Annotated in this window: 23 protein-coding genes; 12 read left to right on the plus strand and 11 right to left on the minus strand. The window is 74.1% G+C overall.

Annotated features, from left to right (window positions below; genetic code table 11):
• The first annotated feature begins 148 nt into the window (after positions 1–148).
• Complete coding sequence (locus ACFC0Z_RS02105) at positions 149–1,561, plus strand: wax ester/triacylglycerol synthase family O-acyltransferase (RefSeq protein ID WP_376431761.1); 1,413 nt, start codon at positions 149–151, stop codon at positions 1,559–1,561.
• Here the strand turns inward: ACFC0Z_RS02105 and ACFC0Z_RS02110 are convergent.
• From ACFC0Z_RS02110 to ACFC0Z_RS02120, 3 genes are all read right to left on the minus strand, one after another.
• Complete coding sequence (locus ACFC0Z_RS02110; protein WP_376431763.1) at positions 1,552–3,183, minus strand: alpha/beta hydrolase; 1,632 nt, start codon at positions 3,181–3,183, stop codon at positions 1,552–1,554. The genes ACFC0Z_RS02105 and ACFC0Z_RS02110 overlap by 10 nt on opposite strands.
• 79 nt (positions 3,184–3,262) lie before the next feature.
• The gene (locus tag ACFC0Z_RS02115) at positions 3,263–4,594 is read right to left on the minus strand and encodes a sensor histidine kinase (RefSeq protein ID WP_376431765.1); all 1,332 of its coding nucleotides are present in this window, start codon (positions 4,592–4,594) and stop codon (positions 3,263–3,265) included.
• Positions 4,595–4,620: 26 nt separating this feature from the next.
• Positions 4,621–5,295 (minus strand): response regulator transcription factor, encoded by a 675-nt coding sequence (locus ACFC0Z_RS02120; protein WP_376431767.1) that lies wholly within the window; start codon positions 5,293–5,295, stop codon positions 4,621–4,623.
• Positions 5,296–5,359: 64 nt separating this feature from the next.
• On the opposite strand from ACFC0Z_RS02120, the gene ACFC0Z_RS02125 reads away from it, so the two are divergent.
• The 5 genes from ACFC0Z_RS02125 (at position 5,360) to ACFC0Z_RS02145 (ending at position 10,490) form a co-directional block, all read left to right on the plus strand.
• A complete protein-coding gene (locus tag ACFC0Z_RS02125; protein WP_376431769.1) occupies positions 5,360–6,235 on the plus strand; it encodes an Fpg/Nei family DNA glycosylase in 876 nt (291 codons plus the stop codon).
• Positions 6,236–6,256: 21 nt separating this feature from the next.
• Entirely contained in the window at positions 6,257–7,015 is a 759-nt protein-coding gene (locus ACFC0Z_RS02130; protein WP_376431771.1) for a LytR/AlgR family response regulator transcription factor, read from the plus strand.
• A 95-nt stretch (positions 7,016–7,110) separates the two neighbouring features.
• Positions 7,111–7,494 carry a hypothetical protein gene (locus tag ACFC0Z_RS02135; RefSeq protein ID WP_376431773.1) on the plus strand — a complete coding sequence of 128 codons (384 nt, stop codon included), beginning with the start codon at positions 7,111–7,113 and terminating at the stop codon, positions 7,492–7,494.
• Between the two features lie 13 nt (positions 7,495–7,507).
• Positions 7,508–9,253, plus strand: a complete 1,746-nt coding sequence (locus ACFC0Z_RS02140; RefSeq protein ID WP_376431774.1) for a cation acetate symporter — start codon at positions 7,508–7,510, stop codon at positions 9,251–9,253.
• A 31-nt stretch (positions 9,254–9,284) separates the two neighbouring features.
• Positions 9,285–10,490 (plus strand): histidine kinase, encoded by a 1,206-nt coding sequence (locus ACFC0Z_RS02145; protein ID WP_376431775.1) that lies wholly within the window; start codon positions 9,285–9,287, stop codon positions 10,488–10,490.
• 53 nt (positions 10,491–10,543) lie between these two features.
• On the opposite strand, the gene ACFC0Z_RS02150 is transcribed toward ACFC0Z_RS02145, so the two are convergent.
• From ACFC0Z_RS02150 to ACFC0Z_RS02160, 3 genes are all read right to left on the minus strand, one after another.
• Entirely contained in the window at positions 10,544–11,059 is a 516-nt protein-coding gene (locus ACFC0Z_RS02150; protein ID WP_376431777.1) for a hypothetical protein, read from the minus strand.
• Positions 11,060–11,269: 210 nt separating this feature from the next.
• On the minus strand, positions 11,270–11,683 hold the full coding sequence (locus tag ACFC0Z_RS02155; RefSeq protein WP_376431779.1) for a PaaI family thioesterase: 414 nt from the start codon (positions 11,681–11,683) through the stop codon (positions 11,270–11,272).
• A gap of 4 nt (positions 11,684–11,687) precedes the next feature.
• Positions 11,688–12,254: a sigma-70 family RNA polymerase sigma factor gene (locus ACFC0Z_RS02160; protein WP_376431781.1), complete on the minus strand. Its 567-nt coding sequence runs from the start codon at positions 12,252–12,254 to the stop codon at positions 11,688–11,690.
• Positions 12,255–12,536: 282 nt separating this feature from the next.
• Here ACFC0Z_RS02160 and ACFC0Z_RS02165 point away from each other — a divergent pair, with 282 nt between their 5' ends.
• Together ACFC0Z_RS02165 and ACFC0Z_RS02170 are read left to right on the plus strand one after the other, a co-directional pair.
• Positions 12,537–13,739: a CapA family protein gene (locus ACFC0Z_RS02165; RefSeq protein WP_376433420.1), complete on the plus strand. Its 1,203-nt coding sequence runs from the start codon at positions 12,537–12,539 to the stop codon at positions 13,737–13,739.
• Between the two features lie 90 nt (positions 13,740–13,829).
• A complete protein-coding gene (locus tag ACFC0Z_RS02170) occupies positions 13,830–14,702 on the plus strand; it encodes a polysaccharide deacetylase family protein (RefSeq protein WP_376431783.1) in 873 nt (290 codons plus the stop codon).
• An 87-nt stretch (positions 14,703–14,789) separates the two neighbouring features.
• Here ACFC0Z_RS02170 and ACFC0Z_RS02175 read toward each other — a convergent pair whose 3' ends face one another.
• The gene (locus tag ACFC0Z_RS02175; protein WP_376431785.1) at positions 14,790–15,452 is read right to left on the minus strand and encodes a class F sortase; all 663 of its coding nucleotides are present in this window, start codon (positions 15,450–15,452) and stop codon (positions 14,790–14,792) included.
• Between the two features lie 427 nt (positions 15,453–15,879).
• Here ACFC0Z_RS02175 and ACFC0Z_RS02180 point away from each other — a divergent pair, with 427 nt between their 5' ends.
• A complete protein-coding gene (locus ACFC0Z_RS02180) occupies positions 15,880–16,365 on the plus strand; it encodes a hypothetical protein (RefSeq protein ID WP_376431787.1) in 486 nt (161 codons plus the stop codon).
• 124 nt (positions 16,366–16,489) lie between these two features.
• On the opposite strand, the gene ACFC0Z_RS02185 is transcribed toward ACFC0Z_RS02180, so the two are convergent.
• The 3 genes from ACFC0Z_RS02185 to ACFC0Z_RS02195 form a co-directional block, all read right to left on the minus strand.
• Positions 16,490–17,068 (minus strand): hypothetical protein, encoded by a 579-nt coding sequence (locus ACFC0Z_RS02185; protein WP_376431789.1) that lies wholly within the window; start codon positions 17,066–17,068, stop codon positions 16,490–16,492.
• A 165-nt stretch (positions 17,069–17,233) separates the two neighbouring features.
• Positions 17,234–17,998, minus strand: coding sequence for a hypothetical protein (locus ACFC0Z_RS02190; protein ID WP_376431791.1), 765 nt, complete (start codon positions 17,996–17,998; stop codon positions 17,234–17,236).
• Between the two features lie 57 nt (positions 17,999–18,055).
• A complete protein-coding gene (locus tag ACFC0Z_RS02195; protein WP_376431793.1) occupies positions 18,056–18,217 on the minus strand; it encodes a hypothetical protein in 162 nt (53 codons plus the stop codon).
• A gap of 345 nt (positions 18,218–18,562) precedes the next feature.
• Between ACFC0Z_RS02195 and ACFC0Z_RS02200 the strand changes: the two genes are divergently transcribed.
• The 3 genes from ACFC0Z_RS02200 (at position 18,563) to ACFC0Z_RS02210 (ending at position 22,379) form a co-directional block, all read left to right on the plus strand.
• Positions 18,563–18,739, plus strand: coding sequence for a hypothetical protein (locus ACFC0Z_RS02200; protein WP_376431795.1), 177 nt, complete (start codon positions 18,563–18,565; stop codon positions 18,737–18,739).
• A gap of 665 nt (positions 18,740–19,404) precedes the next feature.
• On the plus strand, positions 19,405–20,217 hold the full coding sequence (locus tag ACFC0Z_RS02205; protein ID WP_376431797.1) for an SAM-dependent methyltransferase: 813 nt from the start codon (positions 19,405–19,407) through the stop codon (positions 20,215–20,217).
• Positions 20,214–22,379: a putative bifunctional diguanylate cyclase/phosphodiesterase gene (locus ACFC0Z_RS02210; RefSeq protein WP_376431799.1), complete on the plus strand. Its 2,166-nt coding sequence runs from the start codon at positions 20,214–20,216 to the stop codon at positions 22,377–22,379. The genes ACFC0Z_RS02205 and ACFC0Z_RS02210 overlap by 4 nt, the downstream gene beginning before the upstream one ends.
• Before the next feature lie 137 nt (positions 22,380–22,516).
• Here ACFC0Z_RS02210 and ACFC0Z_RS02215 read toward each other — a convergent pair whose 3' ends face one another.
• Positions 22,517–23,404, minus strand: coding sequence for a LysR family transcriptional regulator (locus ACFC0Z_RS02215; RefSeq protein WP_376431801.1), 888 nt, complete (start codon positions 23,402–23,404; stop codon positions 22,517–22,519).
• Positions 23,405–23,465 lie beyond the last annotated feature (61 nt).

Here is a 23,465-nt window from a genome sequence, read left to right on the forward strand (position 1 = left end):
CAGCGGGGCGAACCGGGCGCGTCGTGGGACCGGGTACACCGCGGACACGATGTTAACTGTGCGTGAATTGATCGTACTTGACCGTAACTGACGGTACGCGATTGACTTTGCGCTCCAACCCCTCCGCGCGCAGGACGTGAGGACACCCGTGAGCAGCAGCAGCGAGCTACTGGCACCACTCGACCTGGCCTTCTGGCACCTCGAATCCCCCCACCACCCCCTGCACCTCGGCGCCCTCGCCCACTTCGGCCCCGCCCCCCGGCGCTCCGCCGCCGCGGACGCCCCTCCGGACGATCCGCCGGACGTCCTGGAACTCCTCGCCCGCCGCGCCGCCGCGATCCCCCGGCTGCGCATGCGCGTCCGGGACGTCCTCTTCCCCGTCGGCGGCGCCGCCTGGAGCGCCGACCCCGACTTCGACGTACGGCACCACGTCCGCGAGATCGTCCTGCCCGGCGCCGACTTCCCCGCCGAGGCCGCCCGGGCCGCCGCCGAACTCATGGAACGGCCCGTCGAACGCGGGCTTCCGCCCTGGGAGATGTACCTGCTCAGCGGCGCCCCCGACGGCTCCTTCGCCGTCCTCGTCAAACTCCACCACGCCCTCGCCGACGGCATGCGGGCCGTGGCCATCGGCGCCGGGATCTTCGACGAGATCGCCGCCGGCCGCCGCCGCCCGGGACGTCGCCCCCGACCCGTACCCCCGCGCCCCTGGCTCCCGGACCCCGGCCGGCTGTTCGGCCTCGCCCGGGACCGGCTCGGCGACCTCGGCCGGGCCGTCGACGTCGGTGCCTCCGTCGTCGCGACCTCCGTCGCCCGCGCGGGCCGCCTCGACACGGGACCGGCCGGCGCGCTCGCCGCCGACTCCAGCGGCACGCGCAGGATCGCCACCGCGACCCTGCCCCTCGACCGCGTCCACCGCGTCCGCCGCGCCACCGGCGGCACCGCCAACGACGTCCTCCTCGCCGTCGTCGCCGGAGCCCTGCGCCGCTGGTACGAGGCCAGGGGACTGCCCCTGCCCGGCAGCGACCCCCGCGCGCTCGTCCCCGTCTCGCGCCGCCGCCCCGGGGCCGCTCCCGGGCCGGGGAACAGCCTCTCCGGCTACCTCGTGGACCTCCCCGTCACCGCGGCCGACCCGGCGACCCGGCTCGCGGCGGTACGAGAGGCCATGGACCGCAACAAGGCCGCGGGCCCCGCGCGCGGCGCCGGTGCCGTGGCCCTCCTCGCCGACCGGCTGCACCCGCTCGCCCACCGCTTCGGCGCCCCGCTGGCCTCCGGCGCCGCCCGGCTCCTCTTCGACCTGCTCGTCACCCAGGTCCCGCTGCCCCGCACCGCGCTCTCCCTCGGCGGCGCCCCGCTGCGCGCCCTCTTCCCGATGGCGCCGCTGGCCCGGGGCCAGTCCCTGGCCGTCGCCATGTCCCCGTACGACGGCCGGGTCCACATCGGCCTCGTCGCCGACGGCGAGGCCGTGCCCGACCTCGACGCGCTGGCCACGGCCCTCACCGCCGAACTGGACCTGCTCGATCCACCGCCCCTTCCGGACGCGGACCGGGGGCCTCAGCTCTGACAGGTCGTCCCGGGGGCCACCGGCGTGAGGTCGGTCAGGTACGCCTCGACCTTCCGGTCGACGCAGGCGTTCCTGCCGTACCCGGTGTGGCCGTCGGCCTCGAAGGAGAGCAGCATCCCGCCGGGGAACTGCCGGGCCAGGCCCACCGCCTCGCCGTACGGCGTCGCCGGGTCGCCGGCCGTGCCCACGACGAGCACCGGCGGGACGCCGGGGGCGTGGACCCGGTGCGGGCGCTCGGGGCCGGACGGCCAGTCCTTGCAGACCAGCTCGCTCGCCACGCTGGAGGTGCCGTACACCCCGGCGGCCTTGTCGGCGGGCGCGAGCGCGTCCCAGTAGGCCTGGGGGTCGCGCGGGTGGGGGACGTCCAGGCAGTTGACGGCGATGAGAGCGGCCTCGCTGTTGTCCTCGGGGACATCGGGGGTGGCGGAGGTCGCCGGGGTGGTGGGGGTCGCCGGGGTGGTGGGGGTCGCGGAGTCGGTCGGCTCCTCGGACTCCTCCGTGTCGGCGGACGCGTCCTCACCGAGCGCGGCCAGCTTCGTCCCGTCCCCCTCGTCGGCCGCGCGCAGCGCCTCCGACAGGTCCTCCCACTGCGCCTCCGGCGTGTACATCGCCATGCTGAGCGCGCCCACCACGCCCGTCGCGTCGAGCCCCTCGTCCTCGGAGTCGTCGACGGGCAGGGGTTCGCGCCGCGTCCGCTCGACGAGCCGGTCGATCAGCGCCCGTATCTCCTCGGGCGTCCCGCCGGGGCAGCTCTCGCCGACCGTGTCCGCGCACGACTCGGCGTACGCGTCGACCGCGTCGCGGAAACCGGCCGACTGCCCGAGCATGCGCTGCCGCCAGTCGAGCGACGGGTCGACGGCCCCGTCCAGGACCATCGCCCGTACGCGGCCGGGGAACTGCTCGGCGTACGAGGTCCCCAGGCTCGTGCCGTACGACCAGCCGACGTACGTCAGCTTCCGCTCGCCGAGCACGGCCCGCAGCACGTCCAGGTCCCGGGCCGCGTCCACCGTTCCGACGTGCGGGAGCAGCGGCCCGCTGGCCTTGCGGCAGGCGTCGGCCGTCGCCCGCGCGTCGGCGAGGACGGCGGAGCGGTCGGCGGCGGTACGGGGGTGGAGCGAGGCCTCGGTCGAGGCGCGGGCCTCCGCCTCGTCCTGGTCGGGGTCGACGCAGGTCAGCGCCGGTTTGCTCCCGCCCACCCCGCGCGGGTCGAAGGAGACGACGTCGAACCGTTCGCGCAGGCCCTTGCCCATGGTGTCGGCGACACCGTCCTTCACGAGCTGCGCGCCCGGCTCACCGGGGCCGCCCGGGTTGAGGACGACGGCCCCGACGCGCTTGCCCGGCAGCGAGGTCGCCGCCTTCGCCACGGGCAGGACGAAGGTCTTGCCGTCGGCGGGGTGCGCGTAGTCCCTGGGGACGGTGAGCGAGGCGCACTGGACGCCGCCGCCCTCCTCGCCGCAGGGGCGCCAGCTCAGCTTCTGCTCGTAGAAGCGGCGCAGGTCGGGGCGGTCCGCGCCGGTGGCGGGCGCCGTGGAGGGCGCGGTGGAGGGCACGGCGGTGGTGCAGGCGGCCAGAGCGGCCGTGCCGAGGGCGGCGAAGGCGAGAGCGCCAAGGCGGTGGTACACGAGAACTCCCCTGAACGGTCGGTCCAGGGAAGGATCACGCGGCGATGCTGAGGTTTTCCTGAGGACGGGCCTCGGACGTTCATCCCCGCGTCGGCAGCCGCAGCACGAACCGTGCCCCGCCCCGCTCGCTCCGCCCCGCCGTCAGCGTGCCCCCGTGCGCGTGCGCGACCCACGCGGCGATCGACAGGCCGAGACCCGTCGACCCGGTCCGCGCCCCCGACCCGCTGCGGAACCGCTCGAACAGCGACCCCGCCACCTCCGGCGGCAGCCCCGGCCCGGCGTCCTCGACGGTCACCGTCCCGTCCCGTCCGACCGTGACCAGCACGTCCGCCGGTTCGCCGGGCGCGTGGCCGTGCAGGAGCGCGTTGCCCAGCAGGTTGCCGACGGCACGCCGTACGAGATCGGGATCGGCGACGACGACCGTGTCCTCCGCCGCCACGCGGACCCGGTGGCCCTCCGCGTCGTCCGCCACGGCCTCCTCCGCCACCGCCTCCACCAGCTGGTCGAGGCGCAGGGGCTGCCGGGTCACCGCGGCCGTACCGGACATGAGCCGGGCCCGGGTCAGGAGCCCGTCGACGAGCCGGCCCATGCCCTCGGCCAGGCGCAGGGTGCGCCGGTGGACCTCGGCGCTGTCCGTCTCGCCGCGCAGCGCCGTCTCGGCGAGCGTGCGGAGGGAGGCGGCGGGGGTCCGCAGGTCGTGGGCGGCGTCGGCGAGGAAGGCCTCCTGCCGGTCGAGCGCGGCGAGCGCGGGCCTGACCGCACGCCCCGACAGGACGTGGCCGACGGCCGCCGAGAGCAGGATCAGCACCGCGCATCCGGCGGTCGTCAGCCAGACGAGCCGCCGGTGGTCCTCGCGCTGCGCGCTCGCGTCGGCCGCCGTGACGAGGACGCCCTGCGGCCCGGCGTCGTCGGGGGCCTCCGGCGCGTAGAAGGGCTGCGCGAACATCCGTACCGGCTCGCCGTCCGTCGTCCGCGCGTCGAAGGCCCGTACCGCGTCGGCCCGTACCGCCGCCCGGCCCGCCTCCTCGACGAGCGCCGGGTCCACGGTCAGACAGGGCTTCCTCGGCGCGTGCTCGACGGTCAGCCGCTCCGGGGCGTTCACGTCCCCGACGTCCCTCGCGTCCCGCGCGTCTTTCGCGTCCACGAGGAGCACGGTCAGCGGCGGGCAGGCCGTGTCGACCGAGTCCGCGAGGACGTCCGTGACGAGCCGCCCGTCCTCGTCGGTCTCCAGGAGCCCGAGCGCCCAGCTGGTGTCCGCGTCCATCGTGTGGTCGAGCTGCTCCCGCCACCGGCCGCTGTCGGCGCGCACCGCGAAGACCGCCATCGCGATCAGGCCGACGGCGCTGGTCAGCGCGAACAGCAGGCTGATCCGGCGGCGCAGCCGCAGGACCCGGGCCGTCGGCGTGAGCACCCGGGGACCGCGGACGTGTGCGCGGCTCACCGCGGGCCGTCGGGCGGCGCGAGCCGGTAGCCGAGGCCGCGCACGGTGTGGATCAGCGGCGGATCGCCGAGCTTGCGGCGGAGCTGGGAGACGAGCACCTCCAGGACGTTGGACTGCGGCTCGGCCATCTCGTCCCAGCAGCTCTCGATCAGCTCGGCGCGCGAGACCGCCTGGTCGGCGCGGGCGGCGAGGACCTCCAGGACCGCGAACTCCCGGCCGGTGAGCGTGAGGAGGACCCCGTCCCTGCGGACGAGCCGCCGGGCCGTGTCGATCTCCAGGCCGCCGACGCGGTGCACCGGAGGGCGGACGACGGCGGAGCGGCGGCACAGGCTGCGCACGCGGGCCACGAGCTCGGGCACGGCGAACGGCTTCACCAGGTAGTCGTCGCCGCCGCTCGCGAACCCCTCCACGCGGTCCGCCACCGTGTCCCGCGCCGTCAGGAACAGCACCGGCACCCCGCGACCGGCCCGGCGGAGCCCCTCGACGTAGGCGGCGGCGTCGCCGGACGGCAGCATGCGGTCGAAGACCGCGCAGTCGTACGCGGTGACGAACAGCGCCTCGTCGGCCCCCGGCAGATCGGCGGCCTCGTCGACGGCGAGCCCGGCGGCCCGCAGCGCGGCGGCCACCCCGAAACGGAGGTTGTCGTCGTCCTCGACCAGCAGTACTCGCACGTCGGACACCCTAAGTCGTCTCGCTCACCGAGCGGTCGGGACCCGCGTGCGGCAGGGTGGTGCCATGCCCGAACTGCCCGAGGTGGAAGCGCTCCGCGAGTTCCTCGACGCGCATCTGGTGGGCAAGGAGATCGCCCGCGTCCTGCCCGTGGCGATCAGCGTCCTCAAGACGTACGAGCCTCCCGTCACCGCGATCGAGGGCGCCGAGGTCACCGCCGTCGGCCGGCACGGCAAGTTCCTCGACCTCACCACGCGCGGCACGGCGGGCGAGCTGCACCTCCTGGTCCACCTCGCGCGCGCGGGCTGGCTCCGCTGGCAGGACCCGCTGCCCTCGGGACCGCCCAAGCCCGGGGGCCGGAACCCGCTCGCCCTGCGCGTGGCGCTCACCGAGGGCGACGGCTTCGACCTCACCGAGGCCGGGACGACGAAGCGCCTCGCCGTCCATCTCGTCCACGACCCGCGCGAGGTCCCCGGCGTCGCCCGCCTCGGCCCCGACCCGCTCGCCGAGGACTTCGACCGCGACGCCCTCGCCGCGCTCCTCGCGGGCGAACGACGGCAGATCAAGGGCGCCCTGCGCGACCAGAGCCTCGTCGCGGGCATCGGCAACGCCTACAGCGACGAGATCCTCCACGTCGCCAGGATGTCCCCGTTCAAGCCCACCCAGAACCTCACGCCGGACGAGATCACCACGCTCCACACGGCGATCAGGACCACCCTCGGCGAAGCCGTCGAACGCTCGCACGGCCTCGCGGCCGGCAAGCTGAAGGCCGAGAAGAAGAGCGGCCTGCGCGTCCACGGCAGGGCCGGGCAGCCCTGCCCGGTCTGCGGGGACACCGTCCGCGAGGTCAGCTTCAGCGACTCGTCCCTCCAGTACTGCCCCACCTGTCAGACCGGCGGGAAGATCCTCGCCGACCGCCGCCTGTCGAAACTGCTCAAGTAACCCCGGCATAGACTCCCGCGCATGCTGCGCGTACTGGCCGTCGACGACGAGGAACCCGCCCTCGGGGAGCTGCTCTACCTGCTCCGGGCCGACCCCCGGGTCCGTACCGCCGAGGGGGCGGGCGACGCGACCGCCGCGCTGCGCAGGATCGGGCGCGCCCTGGAGACCGGACCCGACGGCGGGGACGCCATCGACGTCGTCTTCCTCGACATCCACATGCCCGGCCTCACCGGACTCGACGTCGCCCGGCTCCTCGCCGGCTTCGCCCGGCCCCCGCTCGTCGTCTTCGTCACCGCCCACGAGGGCTTCGCCCTCCAGGCCTTCGACCTCAAGGCCGTCGACTACGTCCTCAAGCCGGTCCGCCGCGAGCGCCTCGCCGAGGCCGTCCGCCGCGTCCACGAGCTCGTCCACGCGACCGCCGCACCAGCCACCGCACCGGCGCCCGCCCCCGAGCAGATCCCGGTGGAACTCGGCGGCGTCACCCGCTTCCTGGACGTCGACGACATCGCGTACGTCGAGGCCCACGGCGACTACGCGCGCCTGCACACCGACACGGGCAGCCACCTCGTCCGCATCCCGCTCTCCGCCCTGGAGGAGCGGTGGGCGGCCCGGGGCTTCGTCCGCATCCACCGCAGCCACCTCGTCGCCCTCGCCCGCATCGACGAACTCCGGCTCGACGGCGGCGCCACCTCGGTCCGGCTCGGCGCCACCGACCTCGCCGTGAGCCGCCGCCACGCCCGCCACCTGCGCGACCTCCTCATGCGCAGGGCCGGAGGCTGAGCCGCCGTCTCCCCTTCCGGCGGCGGACCCCGTGTGCCTACACTCCACGGGCCCCACCGCCCCACAGCCAGCCTGCCAGCAGAATCGGGACGCCGATGCCGGAGCTCCACCCGCCGCGCAGGCCCCGGCGCGAGACCGTCACCCACGCCTCGGCCCTCGGTGACCGCCCCGGCGTCCGGACGCGCCCCCGGCCGCCCCACCCGCCCGCCCGTTCCGAGATCGACGAGCAGACCACCCTCGGCCACACCTACGTCCGCTCCCTGATGCGCAGCCAGCTGCGGGCCGCGCTCACCGCCCTCGGCGCACTCGTCCTCCTCGTCGGCACGCTCCCGCTGCTCCTCGCCCTGCCCGCCCCCGAGGCCCTCGTCTGGGCCGCCCTCGGCTTCGGCGTGTACCCCGTCGTGTGGGCCATCGCCCACTGGTACGTCCGCAGAGCCGAGCGCAACGAGCGCGCCTTCACCGGTCTCGTCGAGCACTGAGGCCACCGGCTCGATGAACCAGGCCCACGCGGTCGTCGCCGTCGCCGCCGTCGTCCTCGCGACCGTCCTCATCGGCGCCCTCGGTCTGCGGGTCTCCCGCACCACCTCCGACTTCTACGTCGCCTCGCGGACGGTCGGCCCCGGCCTCAACGCCGCCGCCATCAGCGGCGAGTACCTCTCCGCCGCCTCCTTCCTCGGCATCGCCGGACTCGTCCTCGTCCAGGGCCCGGCCATGCTCTGGTACCCGGTCGGCTACACCGCCGGATACCTCGTCCTGCTCGTCCTCGTCGCCGCCCCGCTCCGCCGCTCCGGCGCGTACACGCTCTCCGACTTCGCCGAGGCCCGCCTCGCGTCCCGCCGCGCCCGCCGCCTCGCCAGCCTCTTCGTCGTCGGCATCGGCTGGCTGTACCTGTTGCCCCAGCTCCAGGGCGCCGGGCTCACCCTGGAGATCCTCACCGGCGCCTCCGACTGGGTCGGCGGGCTGCTCGTCGCGCTCGTCGTCACCGGCACCGTCGCGGCCGGCGGGATGCGCAGCATCACCTTCGTCCAGGCCTTCCAGTACTGGCTGAAGCTCACCGCGCTCCTCGTCCCCGCCCTCTTCCTCCTCGCCGCCTGGTACGGCGACGGGGCGCCCCGTGCCCGCTTCGACGCCCCCGCCGTCCTGCGCGAGCACACCGTCGTCCGCGTCTCCGACACCGTACGGATCGGCCTCGACGCCCCGCTGACGCTCACCGTCACCGGGACCGTCGACTCCGTCCCGTACGACCACGGGACGGTCACCCTCGACGCCGGCACCCACCACGTCCGCGCCGGCACCGAGCTCACCTTCGCGCCCGGCACGGTCCTGCCCGAACGGGCCGCGAGCGGCACCGACCCGCTCGGCTGGTCCCAGCCGCTCGCCGGGGGCCGCGACGGGCACCAGCTGTACGCCACGTACGGACTGATCCTCGCGACCTTCCTCGGCACCATGGGCCTGCCGCACGTCGCCGTCCGCTTCTACACCAGCCCCCACGGCCGCGCCGCCCGCCGCACCACCCTCGTCGTCCTCGGCCTCGTCGGCGCCTTCTACCTCCTGCCGCCGCTGTACGGGTTCCTCGGCCGGGTGTACGCCCCCGAGCTCGCGCTCACCGGCTCCGCCGACGCCGCCGTCCTCGTCCTGCCCGAACGGATCCTCGGCGGCTTCGCGGGGGAGCTGCTCGGCGCGCTCCTGGCGGGCGGGGCGTTCGCGGCCTTCCTCTCCACCGCCTCCGGGCTGACGATGTCCGTCGCCGGGGTCCTCACCCAGGACGTCCTGCCGAGCCGCAGCACCCAGCCGACCCGGGGCGTCCGGCACTTCCGGCTCGCGACGGTGCTCGCCACCGCCGTTCCGCTCGGCGTCGGCGTCGTCGCCTCCAAGGTGCCGGTGGCCGACGCCGTCGGGCTCGCCTTCGCGGTCTCCGCCTCCTCCTTCTGCCCGCTGCTCGTCCTCGGCATCTGGTGGCGGCGGCTCACCCCGCCCGGCGCGATGGCCGGGCTGCTGCTCGGCGGCGGCTCCGCGCTCGCCGCCGTCATGGCGACCCGTGCCGGACTCGCCCCCGAGGGCTGGCCGCACACGCTCATGGCCTGGCCGGCCGTCTGGTCGGTGCCGCTCGGCTTCCTCACCATGGTCCTCGTCTCGCTCGCCACCCCGGACCGCGTCCCGCCGGGCACACCCGCACTGCTGGCCCGGCTGCACCTGCCGGAGGAGATAGCCGAGTCCCTGACGGAGGTACGCCGATGACCGAGGCCTGTTTCCCGGCGGAGGCACGCGGATGACCGGCATCGCGCTCGCCGCCGCTGCCGCCGGGGCCGTGCTGCTCGCCGTCGGGTTCGCCCTCGGCCGGCTCACCGCCCGGCGCGCGGGCCGCGCCGCCGATCTCGACCTCGGCACGCCCGTCGAACGGGCCACCTTCCACACCCTCCACACCGCCTCCCTGGCCGCCCCGCCGCTGCGCGCCGGGCTCACCGAGGAGACCGCCCGCAAGGCGGCGCACACGCTCCGCTCGCTGCTCGGCACCGAGGCGCTGTGCCTCACCGACCGGGACGCCGTCCTCGCCTGGGACGGTCCCGGCGGGGACCACCACCGCGCGCACGTCCCCGAACTCGCCGCCGAGACCCTGGAGTCGGGACGCAGCCGCTCCGCGCACACCGACTGCGCCGATCCCGCCTGCCCGCTGCGCTGGGCGGTGATCGCCCCGCTCACCGGTGAGGACGGCGTCCTCGGCGCGCTCGTCGCCTACGGCTCGCGCGAGTCGGCGGTGCTCGTGCGGGCCGCGACGGAAGTGGCCCGCTGGGCCTCCGTCCAGCTGGAGCTGGCCGAGCTCGACCGGTCGCGGACGCGGATGGTGGAGGCCGAGATCAAGGCCCTGCGCGCGCAGATCTCCCCGCACTTCATCTTCAACTCCCTCGCCGCCATCGCCTCGTTCGTCCGCACCGACCCCGAGCGGGCCAGGGAACTCCTCCTGGAGTTCGCCGACTTCACCCGCTACTCCTTCCGCAGGCACGGCGAGTTCGCCCAGCTCGCCGACGAACTCCGGGCCATCGAGCAGTACTTGGCCCTGGCCGGGGCCCGCTTCGGCAGCCGTCTCAAGGTGACGCTCCAGATCGCCCCCGAGGTCCTCCCGGTCACGCTGCCCTTCCTCTGCCTCCAGCCGCTCGTGGAGAACGCCGTCAAGCACGGCCTCCAGGAGCGGGAGCGCGGCTGCCGGGTGACGATCGCCGCCCGCGACGAGGGCGCCGAGGCCGTGGTGACCGTCGAGGACGACGGCGTCGGCATGGACCCGGAGCTGCTCCGCGCCGTCCTGCGCGGCGAGCACCCCGGCGGCTCGGGCATCGGGCTGTCCAACGTGGACGAGCGGCTCCGCCAGGTGTACGGGGCGGAGCGCGGTCTCGTGATCGAGACGGGCGTCGGGGCGGGGATGAAGGTGACGGTACGCGTCCCCAAGTACCGCCCGGGGGTGCACCCTTCGGCCCCTTAGGCCCGTAGGCCCGTGCACCCGTGGACCCGATTCCCGCTCTCGCCGGGCGTCGTTCAGCGCAGGTGCAGCGACAGGTGCGCGAGCGGCAGGCCGAGCTTCCACGCGGGCAGCCAGATCTGCTCGGCCTCGTCGACGGGGGTCTCCGTGTCGGCCGGTCCGTCGAGGTCGGCGGCGCGGACCCAGGTGTCCCGCAGCCGGTGCCAGGCGGTCCGCGCGAGGGCGAGGTCGGGGCTGTCGCCGTGGGCGGCGAGCCGGCCGGAGAGCCGCTCCTCCACCCAGGGCGGCCAGGGCCGGTCGTAGGCCGTGTGGCGGAGCCACTCGTCGGCCTGGAAGAGCGGCCAGGTGTCCCGTTCCCCGTCGGGGCCGCGTGAGCCGTCCGGCTCGTCCGTGAGGTGGACGGTGAGGGCCAGGGCCTGGAGCCCCGCCCGGTACTCCAGTGAACCGGGTGCCACGAGCGCGGCGGCTCGCAGCACCTCGTCGGCGACGTACTCGGCACACAGCCAGGCCATCGGGACGGCGAGTTCCCCGCCGCTCGTCCCGCCGGTGCCGTTCGTGCTCTCGGGCAGCAACGCTCCCACCTTCTCCCGGACATGCGGGCCCCGGCGTCGGGGCCCGGGGGAGAGCCTCCTCCGTGAAGGGCGCCCGCGGGTCCCGGTTTGCTCAACTCGCCCGTGTGCTTTCGGATACGTTTCCCGGCCGGATAGGTACCGATGAGGTTTCCGTGGGCGGGCGTGCGACGGGGGCCGTGAGAGGCGGGTGGGGTTGCCGGGGCCGGCGGGTCAGCCGAGGAGCGCGTACACCGCCGTGGCGTGGGCGGCGGTCTCGTCCGTGCCCTCGGCGGTCATGACGATGTCGGCGAAGGCCATCCGCTTCCCGTTCTTGGTGAGCCGGGCCCGGACGAGGACGTCGGCGCCGAGGACCGGCCGCTGGAAGGTGATGTTCTGCTGGACCGTGGTCATCGGCACGAAACCGCCCCGGGCGGAGGCGACCGCGATCACCGTGGCGGTGTCGGCGGCGGCCATCAGGGCCTGTCCCGACAGGCCGCCGCCCTCCCGGGCGAGGCGGTCGGACCAGGGGAGCCGGAGCACGGCCTCGGCGCCGTCGACGGAGTCGACGGTGAGCCCGAGATCGAGCACCCAGGGGGCGAAGTTGTCGGCGAGGACCTTTTCGGCGGCGGCGAGAGTGAGCGTCACCGCGTCATTGTGCGGCCGCCGCCCGGGGCCGGGCAATGGGTGACCTGCGCGGCCGGTAGCCGGGGAGGGAGTCGCCGAGCTGCCGCAGGGCGTAGTGCGAGCGGGACTTGACGGTCCCGGCGGGGATCCCGAGGTCCACGGCGGCCTCGTTGACGGTGAGCCCGCGGAAGTACAGCCGGACCAGGACCGCCTGGTGCTCGGGGCTGAGCTCGCGGACGGCCGCCCGGACGTCGAGCGCGGCCTCGGCGGAGGCGGTGGCGTCCTGCGGGTCGGGGGTGACGGCGAGGACGCCGTCCCCGATCTCGGTGGGCCGGGCGAGGCGGGAGCGGCGGGCGTCGATGGCGAGCCGGCGGGCGACCGTGAAGAGCCAGGGCCGCATGGAGTCGTAGGGGCCGTCGAAGGCCTCGGGGTGGAGCCAGGCCCGGACGAGCGTCTCCTGCGCGAGGTCCTCGGCGCGCTGCCGGTCGCCGTAGGTCAGGCCGAGCAGGAACGAGAGGAGCGCGGGTCCGTGGTCCCGCTGCAACTGCTCCAGGTTCCGCTCGTCGGTCCTCGCCGCCATCGTCGCCGTCATGATCCCGCCTCTCGTCGTCTCGGCGGTATACGAACGCATCCGGAAGGCGAGCGACAGGGAACGGGCAGAGGTGTGCGACGAACGGTCGCACCGAGCGGTGAATGGTGCGGCGAGCGGTCAGGCGGAGCCGATTCATCCGTTTAGTGGGGGTTTGCGATCCTCTCCGGCCCCGACCCTTGACTGAGGGTGCCTCGCGAGATCAATTCGTCAGAACTGATGTTCAGAAGTTCATGTGACTTATGGAACGAAGCGAGTGGAGCGCTGTCCATGCTGCCCAAGCCCATGACCTCACGCACCACCCTCTCGACGATGGCCGTCGCCGCCGTCCTCCTCGCCGCGACCACCGGCTGCTCCGAAAGCGGCGGCACGAGCGCGGGCGCACCCGCCCCCGGCGCCTCGTCCGGCACCGCGGCGCCCAAGCCCCCCGCCACGGGGTCCGCGCCCGCCGCCCCTGCCGGATTCACCCTCGTCGCCTCCGGCGACGTCCTCCCGCACGACTCGATCATCCGCCGCGCCGCCCAGGACGCGGGCGGCGACGGCTACGACTTCGCCCCCATGCTCTCCGGCGTCAAGAACGTCGTCTCCCGGGCCGACCTCGCCATCTGCCACATGGAGACGGTCTACGGGAAGGCCGGCGGCCCCTACACCGGCTACCCCGCCTTCAAGTCCCCGCCCGAGGTCGCCGCCGCCCTCAAGACCACCGGCTACGACTCCTGCTCCACCGCTTCCAACCACACCCTCGACGACGGCGCCGCCGGCCTCGCCCGCACCCTCGACGCCCTGGACAAGGCCGGGGTCCGGCACGCAGGCTCCGCCCGTACGGCCCAGGAGGCGGCGCGCACCACGCTGCTCCAGGCCGGCGGCGCCAAGGTCGCCCAACTCGCCTACACCTACGACACCAACGGCTATCCGCTCCCGGACGGGCAGCCCTGGGCGGTCAACCTGCTCGACGAGCGGAAGGTGATCGCCGACGCCCGCGCCGCCCGCGCGGCGGGCGCCGACGTCGTCGTGGTCAGCGTCCACTGGGGCACCGAGTGGCAGACGGCCCCCGACGAGCGGCAGCTCGCCCTCGGCCGCGCGCTCACCGGGTCGACGACCGGCGGCCGCCCCGACATCGACCTCGTCATCGGGACGCACGCCCATGTCCCGCAGGCGTACGAGAAGGTCAACGGCACCTGGATCATCTACGGCATGGGCGACCAGATCGCCGGGGACATGATCAACCACGAGGGCTCCTTCGACCCCCGGGGCAACCAGGGCAGCATCGGCCGCTTCACCTTCGCCCCGCCCAAGAAGGCCGGGGCGCGCTGGGAGGTCGTCAAGGCCGAGTTCGTCCCCCAGTGGTTCGACACCGGCCGGGGCCGGGTGGTCAACCTCGGCGCGGCGGGCGACGAGGACGCGAACCTCGCCGCCGTCCGCGAGACTGTCCGGCAGGTCGTCCTCAGCCGGGGCGCCGACAAGGACGGCCTCACGATGGGCAAGTAGGCCCATCGGGTGCAATCGGGCGGGCGCCCGGTGTGGGTGTTCCGGACCGGCCCTGGCCCGGTCGAACCATTGGTCATGAAATCGGATCAGATGCCTCACGGGCGCCGGACCGTGCTGCGCCTCGCCGCCGCCCTCGGCGCCACGGCGACCGTCGGATACCTCGCGGCGGACCTGCTCTCCCCGACGGCGCCGCCCGCGCCCTCGGCGGCCCCCGCCGGGTCGGCTCCCGCCGGGTCGGCCCCTGCCGGGTCGGCCCCCGCCGGAGGACCCCAGGCCGCGCGGGCCGCCCGGATGCGCCCGTCCTCGTACCGTCTCCAGCCGATGACCGCGTACGCGCCCCCGGCCTTCCGGCGCGCGGTGCCGCCGGTCCGGCAGCGGCCCTTCCTCAGCATGTCCGGGGTGGGCCGCTCGATGGTGCTGTCCTTCGACGACGGCCCCGACCCCCGCTACACGCCGGGCATCCTGGAGACCCTCCGCCGCCACGACTGCCGGGCGATGTTCTTCGTCTGCGGCGAGATGGCCGTCGAGAACCCGGACCTGCTCAGGGAGATGGCGGAGGACGGGCACGTCGTCGGCAACCACTCGTGGTCCCACCCGCTCATCCCGAAGCTGCGGCCCTCCCGCATCCGCGACGAGCTCGGCTCCACGAGCGAGGTCGTCGAGAAGACCCTCGGGACGGCCCCGCTCTGGTACCGCGCGCCGTACGGCGCCTGGAACCGGCACTCCTTCGAGATCGGGGCGGAGCTCGGCATGGAACCGCTCGCCTGGACCGTCGACACCCTCGACTGGAAGGAGCCGGGGACCGGGACCATCGTCCGGCGCGTCCTCGACGGCGCCGCACCCGGTGCCGTCGTCCTCTCCCACGACGCCGGGGGCGACCGCACGCAGAGCGTCGCCGCGCTCCGCCGCTACCTGCCCGAACTCCTCGACGCGGGCTACCACATCACCGTGCCGAGGCGCTGACGGCGGGCGCGGCGGAGATGGGCATACGAGAAGGGCCCCGGCACCTGCCAGTGCCGGGGCCCTTCGGTCCGCGGTCGCCGGAGCGCGTCAGCGCGAGCCGACCAGGCGGGCGTACACGACGACGTTCCCGTCGTAGCCACGCGCGCGCGTGTAGCCGCCGCCGCAGGTGATCACGCGGAGCTCGGGCTGCCCCGTGTCCGCGTACACCTGGACGCCGGGGAAGTCGTTCTTCGCGTACACCTCGACCCCGTAGATCTCGAAGACGGCCACCCGGCCGTCGTACCGCTCCACTTCGACGTGCTGGCCCTTCTCCAGTGAGCCGAGACCGTAGAAGACCGCCGGGCCCTTCGCGTTGTCGACGTGGCCGACGACGACCGAGGTGCCGCGCTGGCCCGGGGAGATGCCGTTCTGGTACCAGCCGGCGAGGTTGGCGTCCTGCGGGGGCGGGGCCGAGACCCAGCCGTCGGCGTCGAGGCCGACGTCCATGATCGGGGCCGCGACCTGGATCGCCGGGATCTTGATCCGCGACGCGGGGGCGAAGGGCAGGGGTTCCAGACCCGTGCTCTCCGCGGCGGGCGGCGGGGTGACGGGCCGGGCCACGGGCCGTGCGGCCGCGGCGGGTTGGGGAGGTCCGGCGGCGACGTCGACCCCGTTGCGCATCATGGCGAGTCCGGACAGCATGGCGAGGGCCAGGACGCCCCAGGGTTGGCGTCTCCGGCGCTCGGCGACGCGGAAGTCCTTCGGGGGCATGGTTCTCCCTTCGTGGCGTCGACAGAACGGTAAGGGCGGTCCCCGAGGCCGTCGCCCCGGACGGAGCGAACGGGTGGGGGCCGCCGCCGGACGGGTGTCGGCGCGCGGGGAGGAGGCCCGGCGAGTGCCGGAAACGGGGTCGGCGGACGTCGGAGCAGGGCTCGGCGAGCACCGGGGGAGCCCCGTCGTGGCAGCCGGGTGACAGAGGGCTCCACCATCCGAGTATTCGTCAGATAAGCAGCCCACACGGCCCTGACCTGCGGTTCTGTTCCCCGCGCGGGCCGAATCCCGGGAGTGTCGGCTCACCGGGGTGGACCAAGGCCGAGGTGCGTTGCCCTGCCCAGGTTGTGATGGTTCGTCATGGAAGGCGTACTCGTCGAACTTCCCGGAGCACCGCTTTGGGGCGTCTTCCTCTGGAGGTTCAACCATGCGTGCTGCACGCACTCTGGCGGTGGCCGCCACCGCGTTCGCGGCGGTCGGGCTCGCCGCCCCTCTCGCCGCCGCCACCAACGGGCCGAGCAACGTTCAGGTCAACCCGTACGACGTCCACGCGGGGTCGACGATCACCATCACCGCCAAGGGTTGCGGCCACGGCGGCACGGTCACGTCCAACGCCTTCCCCGAGACCAGCCTCTCGGTCAACTCCAACGGGCTCTCCAGCGCCATCGCCCGTGTCTACGACAACGCCACCCCGGGCAGCTACAACCTCGCGGTCAAGTGCAGCGACAACTCCGCCGTCGTCACGCACCCGTTCCGCGTCCTCGCGGGCCGCGGCGCCCAGGGCGGTCTCGGCGGCTCGCTGACCCCGAGCTCCACCGAGATGGCCGTCGGCGGCAGCCTGGTCGCCGCGGCCGCGCTCGGCGGCGGTCTCTTCATCGCCCGTCGCCGCCGCGCGGCCGGCGCGGGAGTCTGACCGGCCGAACCTCCCGGTCGGCCCGCTGTGCCCGGCGCCCCCGAGTCCCTGCCAGGACTCGGGGGCGCCGGGCGTCGGGGTCGGTGGGGGCGCCGGGCGTCGGGGTCGGTGGTCCGGGCTCTGCTCAGTGGCGGCGGGTGGTGCCCGAGCGGCGCCTGACCACGTACACGGCGCCCGTCGCGGCCGCCAGGACCAGGGCCGTACCGGCGGCGAGCGCCGTCCCGTCCACCTCGTCCACGGAGCCGCCCAGGCCGCCCTGGACCCCGCGCGGGGTCGTCAGGATCGTGGAGCTGATCGTCGCGGGGGCCGTGGTCGCGCCGCTGATCGTCAGATCGACGGTGTCCTGCACGCCACCGGTGCAGTTGAAGGAGACCGTGTACACCGCGCCGCGCTTGGCGTCCCAGTCCACCGTGGCCGTCGCCGCCGAGTTCGGCGCGATGGTGACGGTGTCGAAGATGCCGGCCGAGGCCGTCGCCGTACTGGCGCAGCCGGGGGCGCTGAGCGTCACCCGCCCGCCCGGGTCGACGACCCCGGGCGACACGACGAAGTCGCCCGGTGCCTTCGCTCCTGGTGCCTTCGGGCCCGGCGCTCTCGGATGGGCGGCGGGGCCGCCCTCCGCCGCGAGGGCGAGGGTGGTGGGGGCGGCCAGGGCGAGGGCGGCCGCCCCCAGCAGGGCAGTGGACGCGGCACGTATCGCGCGCATGGTGATCCTCCGGGTCCCGAGGGGCAGCCGCGAAACGGGATTTCCGCGAAGGGCCTGCGTGCACCTCGATGTCCGAAACGCTAGGAGCGCACTATCACGGCCGCGATCCCAGACGTGCGAATGGGGCACCCATGTCCCCCGTGCGGCCCACTGGAACCCCCCTGCCTACTCGTTGACCTGCGGGAACAGATCGGTGAACGGCGTGGCGGTGGCCGAGATGCCTCGTCCGAAGGGCGCGTCGAAGTCCCAGATGAGGAAGAGGAGGAAGGCGATCAGCACGCTGAAGAGCCCGGCGAGCAGCAACTCCCTTCCCGTCCTGCGGATCTGGAGCGTGAAGATCAGGCCGACGGTCACGAGCGCGCCGATGATGAGGCCGAACCACACCACCCCCGGCATGGTCGCCCCGGCGCTCTGCCCGCGCGCCCCGCGGGCGTCGTCGGCCGCGGCGACCTGGTCGACGAGCGGCTGGTACGCCTGCCCCTCGAAGTCGTCGGCGGGCTCGTAGTCGGTGACGCTCCGGCGCACCTTCTCCAGGAGCGCGGTGCCCTCGTCGCTGAGCTCGCCCTCCTCGGACATGTGGGTCCACTCGTCGTGGACCACGTAGGAGACGTACGCGTCCACGTCGGCGCGGATGCGCTCGCGGACGGCCTGCGGATAGACCTCGGCACGGGCCGAGATCTCGTGCATCGCCTGGGCCTCCTGGCGCACGGTCTCCTGGGCGGCCCCGCGGGCCTCCCAGACGCCGGCGATGGCGAGGCCGAGGACGATCGCGTAGATCACGCCGATCATCATCGTCATGTACTCGATGACGTCGGGGGTCTCACTCGGGTCGTCGTCCACCGGGATGCGGCGGTGGTTGATGACGACGATGGTCAGGACGACGGCGCAGGCTGCGGCCATCGCCAGGGACAGGACAAGCCATTCGGACATGGGAGTTCTCGGATTCTCCGACGGGGTTCAGCGGGACATGGGGCGGTCCGTCCCCGGCTACTTCGAGCGGGGGCGCAGGATCGCGGTCGCGAGCACGGCGGGGGCGGTGATCATCAGCGTCGCGGTGACGACGGAACCGCCGCTCTTCGGCTCGGCGCGGACGGTGGGGCGGTAGTGCGGCAGCGCCACGGGCGTGGGGGCCGGAGGGCGCGGCTTCACGGTCGGCTCCGGGGTCGGAGTCGGGCTCGGGGTGGGAGCCGGCGGCGGGGGCGGAGGCGGCGGCGCCGGAGGGACGGCGGCGGGCTTCGGCGGCGGCGTGGTGGGGGGCGCGGGCTTCGGCGGGGCCGGCCGCGGTGGCGGTGGCGTGGTGGCCGGTGGGGTCGGCTTCGGGGTGGGCGGTGGCGGCGGGGGTGGGGGCGGCGTCGGTGTGGGCGTGGGGGTCGGGGTCGGGGTCGGCTTCGGCGGGGGAGTCGGTGTGGGCGTGGGGGTCGGCGTCGGGCACGGGGGCGTGGGCTTCGGCTCGGGTGTGGGCTCGGGCTTGGGCTTGGGAGTGCAGGGGTTCGGGTGGTGGTGATGGTGGTGCTTGCCGTGGCCCTTTCCCTTGCCCTTCTCGTGGCCCTTGCCCTTGTCGTGGCCCTGGCCCTGGCCCTGGCCCTGGCCCTTGTCCCGACCCCGGTCACCGTCCTTGCCGTCGCCGTGGTCTTCGCGACCGCTTCCGGCGTACGCCACGGCGATGTGTGAACCTCCAAGGTCGTCGGAAACGTAGGCGCAGGCGTCAGCGGCGGCCGGCACCGGTGCGGCGAGCAGCCACACCAGTCCGAGGGCCGCCAGTGGCCGCGCGAGGAGTGATCCGTACAGAGACACGCCGACGAGCTTGAACACCGATACGGCGCGCCGGGGCGGAAACGCGACGGATTCGCCGGATGGAGGGGATCTTCGATCGCGTTGGTTTGACGTTTCGCCTCGGGCCGGAGACGGATTCGGCGCAATGCCCGTATTGCCGCGTACGGTGTTTCCGGACGTGTGGCCGACAGGGCCCTCCAAGGGCCTCGTGCGAAGACTTGTCCGGTTGTCGACCTGCCGTACGGAGTTCAACAGGACGCCCGCTCCTGGCGGCTGCCGTTCCGTTTCCCGCAACGGCCGAGGTGTGCAAGGGACCTGACGGACTCGCCGCCGCCGGGCGCGGGCTCCACGGAATCCGACGCACGCTCATATGCACGTGAATGTGCACGGCCTGAAGGCGTGATCTCTTCGTTCCACGCGCACGTGCCATTGACGTGTGACCAAGAACGGACCGCCAATTTCCGTTTCCCCTCGCTCTCTCGGCGGGCGATCAGTAGCCTCACCTCGAACACCGGCCGCGAACACCTGGCCGCGTCCCCCCATGCGACGTGTTGGAGACATTGATGGAGCGTCCCGCCTGGGCTCCGCCGGGTATCGACATTTCGGTGCCGAGCGTGTCCCGTATGTACGACTTCTATTTGGGCGGATCGCACAATTTCGAGGTGGACCGGGAAGCCGCGCGCAAGGCCATGGAGTTCATGCCGGGCCTGCCGAAGATCATGCAGGCGAACCGAGCCTTCATGCGGCGCGCCGTGCGCTTCGCCGTTGACAACGACGTCACCCAGTTCCTGGACATAGGTTCCGGCATCCCCACCTTCGGCAACGTGCACGAGGTCGCCCGTGCCGCCGACCCCGCCTCGCGGGTCGTCTACGTCGACCACGACCCGGTCGCCGTCGCCCACAGCCGCGCCGTCCTGGAAGGTGACGACACCGCCGCCGTCGTCAACGCCGACCTGCGCAAGCCCGCCGACATCCTCGGCAGCCCCGAGGTGGCCGGCCTCCTCGACCTCGACCGGCCGGTGGCCCTGATGCTCGTCGCCGTCCTGCACTTCCTGGAGGACGAGGACCGGCCCGGCGAGGCCGTCGCCGAACTGGTCGACGCGCTTGCGCCCGGCAGCCTCGTCATCCTCACCCACGCCTCCTACGAGGGCATCCCGCTCACCCAGGAGCAGTCCGGCGGCGCCGTCGGCGTCTACCGGAACATCCGCAACCCGCTGGTGATGCGCTCGGGTCCGGAGATCGCCCGGTTCTTCGAGGGCACCGACCTGGTCGACCCCGGGCTCGTGCCCATGGCGGCCTGGCGTCCGGAGACCCCGGTCGAGGAGGAGGATCCGTACGCCTTCTCCGGGTTCGCCGGTGTGGGGCGCAAGGCGTGAAGGTCCCCTCGCAGCCGACCGGCGCCGTCGCCGAGACCGACGGGCCCGAGGACAGACTCCGGCGGTTCGTCACCATCTGGAGCCGCGCGATCTTCCCCGTGACGGCCACCTCGCTCACCCGCGCCGAGTTCGAGGGGCACCTGCTGCCGCCGGCCCGCCTCCTGTGCGACGCGCTGCACGCCCGGCCCTTCGACACGGCCCCGGCCCAGCGCGCGGGCGCCGCCCTCGTCGACGCCCACTGCACCGACCCGGACGCCCTCGGCCGCAGCCTCGGCGTGGTCGACTCGTACCTCGTCCTGTACTGCGGTACGGAGTCGGACCTGGCGGCCGAGGAGCTCCACGCCCGGTGCGCCCGGCTCCAGCACGCCATGGCGGCGGGCTACGCGGGGGCCCTGCGCGAGCGCACCCGCTCCGAGCAGGAGGCCATCGCCCGCTCGGCGCTGAACGCCCGCAGCCTCGCCGAGGCCGCCCTCCACGCCACCGAGAGCCGCTTCCGCGCGGTCTTCGACGGCGCGGCGATCGGCATCGGCATCGCCGACCTCGACGGCAACGTCCTGGAGGTCAACGAGACCCTCACCCGCATGTTCGGCGGCGTCGAGGGGCACGTGCGCGGCCGGAACGTGAGCGAGTGGGTCCACCCCGAGGACGGCCCGCACGTCTGGAAGCTGTACGAGGAACTCGTCCGCGGCGAGCGCGAGCACTACCGCGTCGAGAAGCCGTACTACCGCGGCGACGGCACGGTCCTGTGGACCAATCTCACCGTCTCGCTGCTCCGCGACGCCGAGGGCCGGCCCCAGTACCAGCTGGCGCTCATGGAGGACACCACCGAACGGCGGCTGCTCCACCTGCGCCTGCGGTACGAGGCCACGCACGACGCCCTCACCGGCCTGCCGAACCGGACCCTGTTCTTCGAGCGCCTGGAGAAGGCGCTCGCGCCCGGCGACAACGGCCGCTTCGGCCTCTGCTACCTCGACCTCGACGGCTTCAAGGTGATCAACGACAGCCTCGGCCACGCCACCGGCGACCGGCTGCTCGTCGAGGTCGCCGACCGGCTCCAGACCTCCGTCACCGGACCCGGCGAGATGGTCGCCCGGCTCGGCGGCGACGAGTTCGTCGCGCTCACCACGGGCACGAGCGGCGAGCGGGAGGTCACCGAGCTCGCCGAGCGCATCCTCGGCTCGCTCGCCGCCCCGATCCGCGTGGACGGCCGCGAACTGACCGTGCGCGGCAGCCTCGGCGTCGTCGAGGGGCCGGCGGGGGAGCGGACCCCGGCCGAGGTGCTGCGCAGCGCCGACATCACCATGTACCGGGCCAAGTCGGCGGGCGGCAACCGCTTCGAGGTCGCCGACGCCGAGGCGGACGCCCGCGCGATCACCCGCCACGGTCTGACGACCTCGCTGCCGGCGGCCCTCGAACGCGGCGAGTTCTTCATCGAGTACCAGCCGCTCGTCCACCTCGACGACGGCAGCGTGCACGGCGCCGAGGCGCTCGTACGGTGGTGCCACCCGCAGCACGGGGTGCTCGGGCCCGACCGGTTCATCCCGCTCGCCGAGGACACCGGCCTCATCGTGCCGCTCGGGCGCTGGGTGCTCCAGGAGGCCGTGCGCCAGGCCCGCTTCTGGCAGGCGCGGCACTCCGACGGCGGCCCGCTGCGCATCAACGTCAACCTCTCGCCGACCCAGCTGCACCACCCGCGGCTGGTCGCCGACACCGTCGACGTCCTGGAGCGGTCGGGCCTCGAACCGGGGGCGCTCTGCCTGGAGGTGACCGAGTCGGCCCTGATCGGCGCCGACGAGGACCTGCTCAAGCCGCTGCGCCAGCTCGCCGAGATGGGCGTCGACATCGCGCTCGACGACTTCGGCACCGGCTACTCGAACCTGTCCAACCTGCGCCGGCTCCCGGTCAGCGTCCTCAAGCTCGACCGGTCCTTCACCCGCGGCATGCAGCAGCACCCCGTGGACCCGGTCGACATCAAGATCGTCGAAGGGATCGTCTCGCTCGCGCACAGCCTGGAACTCGCGGTCACCGTCGAGGGCGTGGAGACGGCGGCCCAGGCACGCCAACTCCGCGACCTGGGCTGCGACACGGCCCAGGGCTGGTACTACGCCCGCCCGGGCGCCCCGGACCGCATCCACTCGCTGGTGCTGGCGGACGCGGTCTGAGACCGGCGCGGAGGCGCTCGGGCCTCCGCGCCGGGGTACGGCGGCCGTCGACCCGGTCCGGACGACCACCCGGTCCGGACGACCCGCGGGGCAGGGGTGGTCGTCGCCCCGATCCGTGCGGCCCCGCAGGGGAGAGGTCAGGCGTCCCGACGGGAGGCCATCAGGAGCCTCTGGAGCTCGCGGGCCGCGCGGGGTGGGGCCACGTCGCTGCGGTGGGCCAGGGCGATCGTGCGTCGCAGGCCCGGCCGGGCGAGTGCCGTCACCCGTAGGTCGCGGCCCGCCCGCGCCGCCACCATCGCCGGGACGACCGCGAGCCCGAGGCCCGCCCGGACGAAACCGAGCACCGCGTCGAGCTCCCCGCCCTCCACCGTGAAAGTCGGCTCGAAGCCCTCCGCCCGGCAGGCCGCGACCGTCAGTTCCCGCAGGTCGTAGCCGTGCCGGAACATCACGAGGGGCTGGTCCCGCAGGTCCTTGATCCGTACCGGGCGGTTCGGCGCGGGCGCCGAGGCGGCGGAGACCACCACCAGGTCCTCCCGGAGCAGCTCGACCGTGGTCAGCGCCGGTGACGGGGTCGGCAGCGGCAGGACCACGAGCGCCAGGTCGAGCGCGCCGCGCGCCAGCTCCCGTACGAGGTCGTGCGAGCCGCCCTCCTCGATGAGGAGCTGGATCCCCGGGTGCAGGTCGTGGAAGGCGCGCAGCACGTCGGGCAGCAGCCCCGTGCAGAGGCTCGGCGTCGCGCCCAGCCGCACCCGGCCCCGCTTCAGCTGCGCGAGCTCCTGGACCTCCAGGCGGGCCGTCTCCGTGTCGGCGAGGATCCGCCGCGCCAGCGGGAGCAGCGCCTCGCCCGCGTCGGTGAGCGTGATGTTCCCCCGGGCCCGGCTGAACAGTTCCGCCCCCAACTCCCCTTCCAGCGCCTTGATCTGCTGCGAGAGCGAGGGCTGCGAGACGTGGACGCGCTCGGCGGCCCGGGTGAAGTGGCGGGTCTCGGCGACGGCGACGAAGTACAGGAGCTGCTGGAACTGCATGAGGCCAGCCTAGGATACGTGGATAGGATGTGCCTATCGAGATCAGCCAGACCATGTCTTG

The sequence above is a fragment of the Streptomyces sp. NPDC056144 genome (assembly GCF_042264145.1).
Lineage (GTDB): Bacteria > Actinomycetota > Actinomycetes > Streptomycetales > Streptomycetaceae > Streptomyces.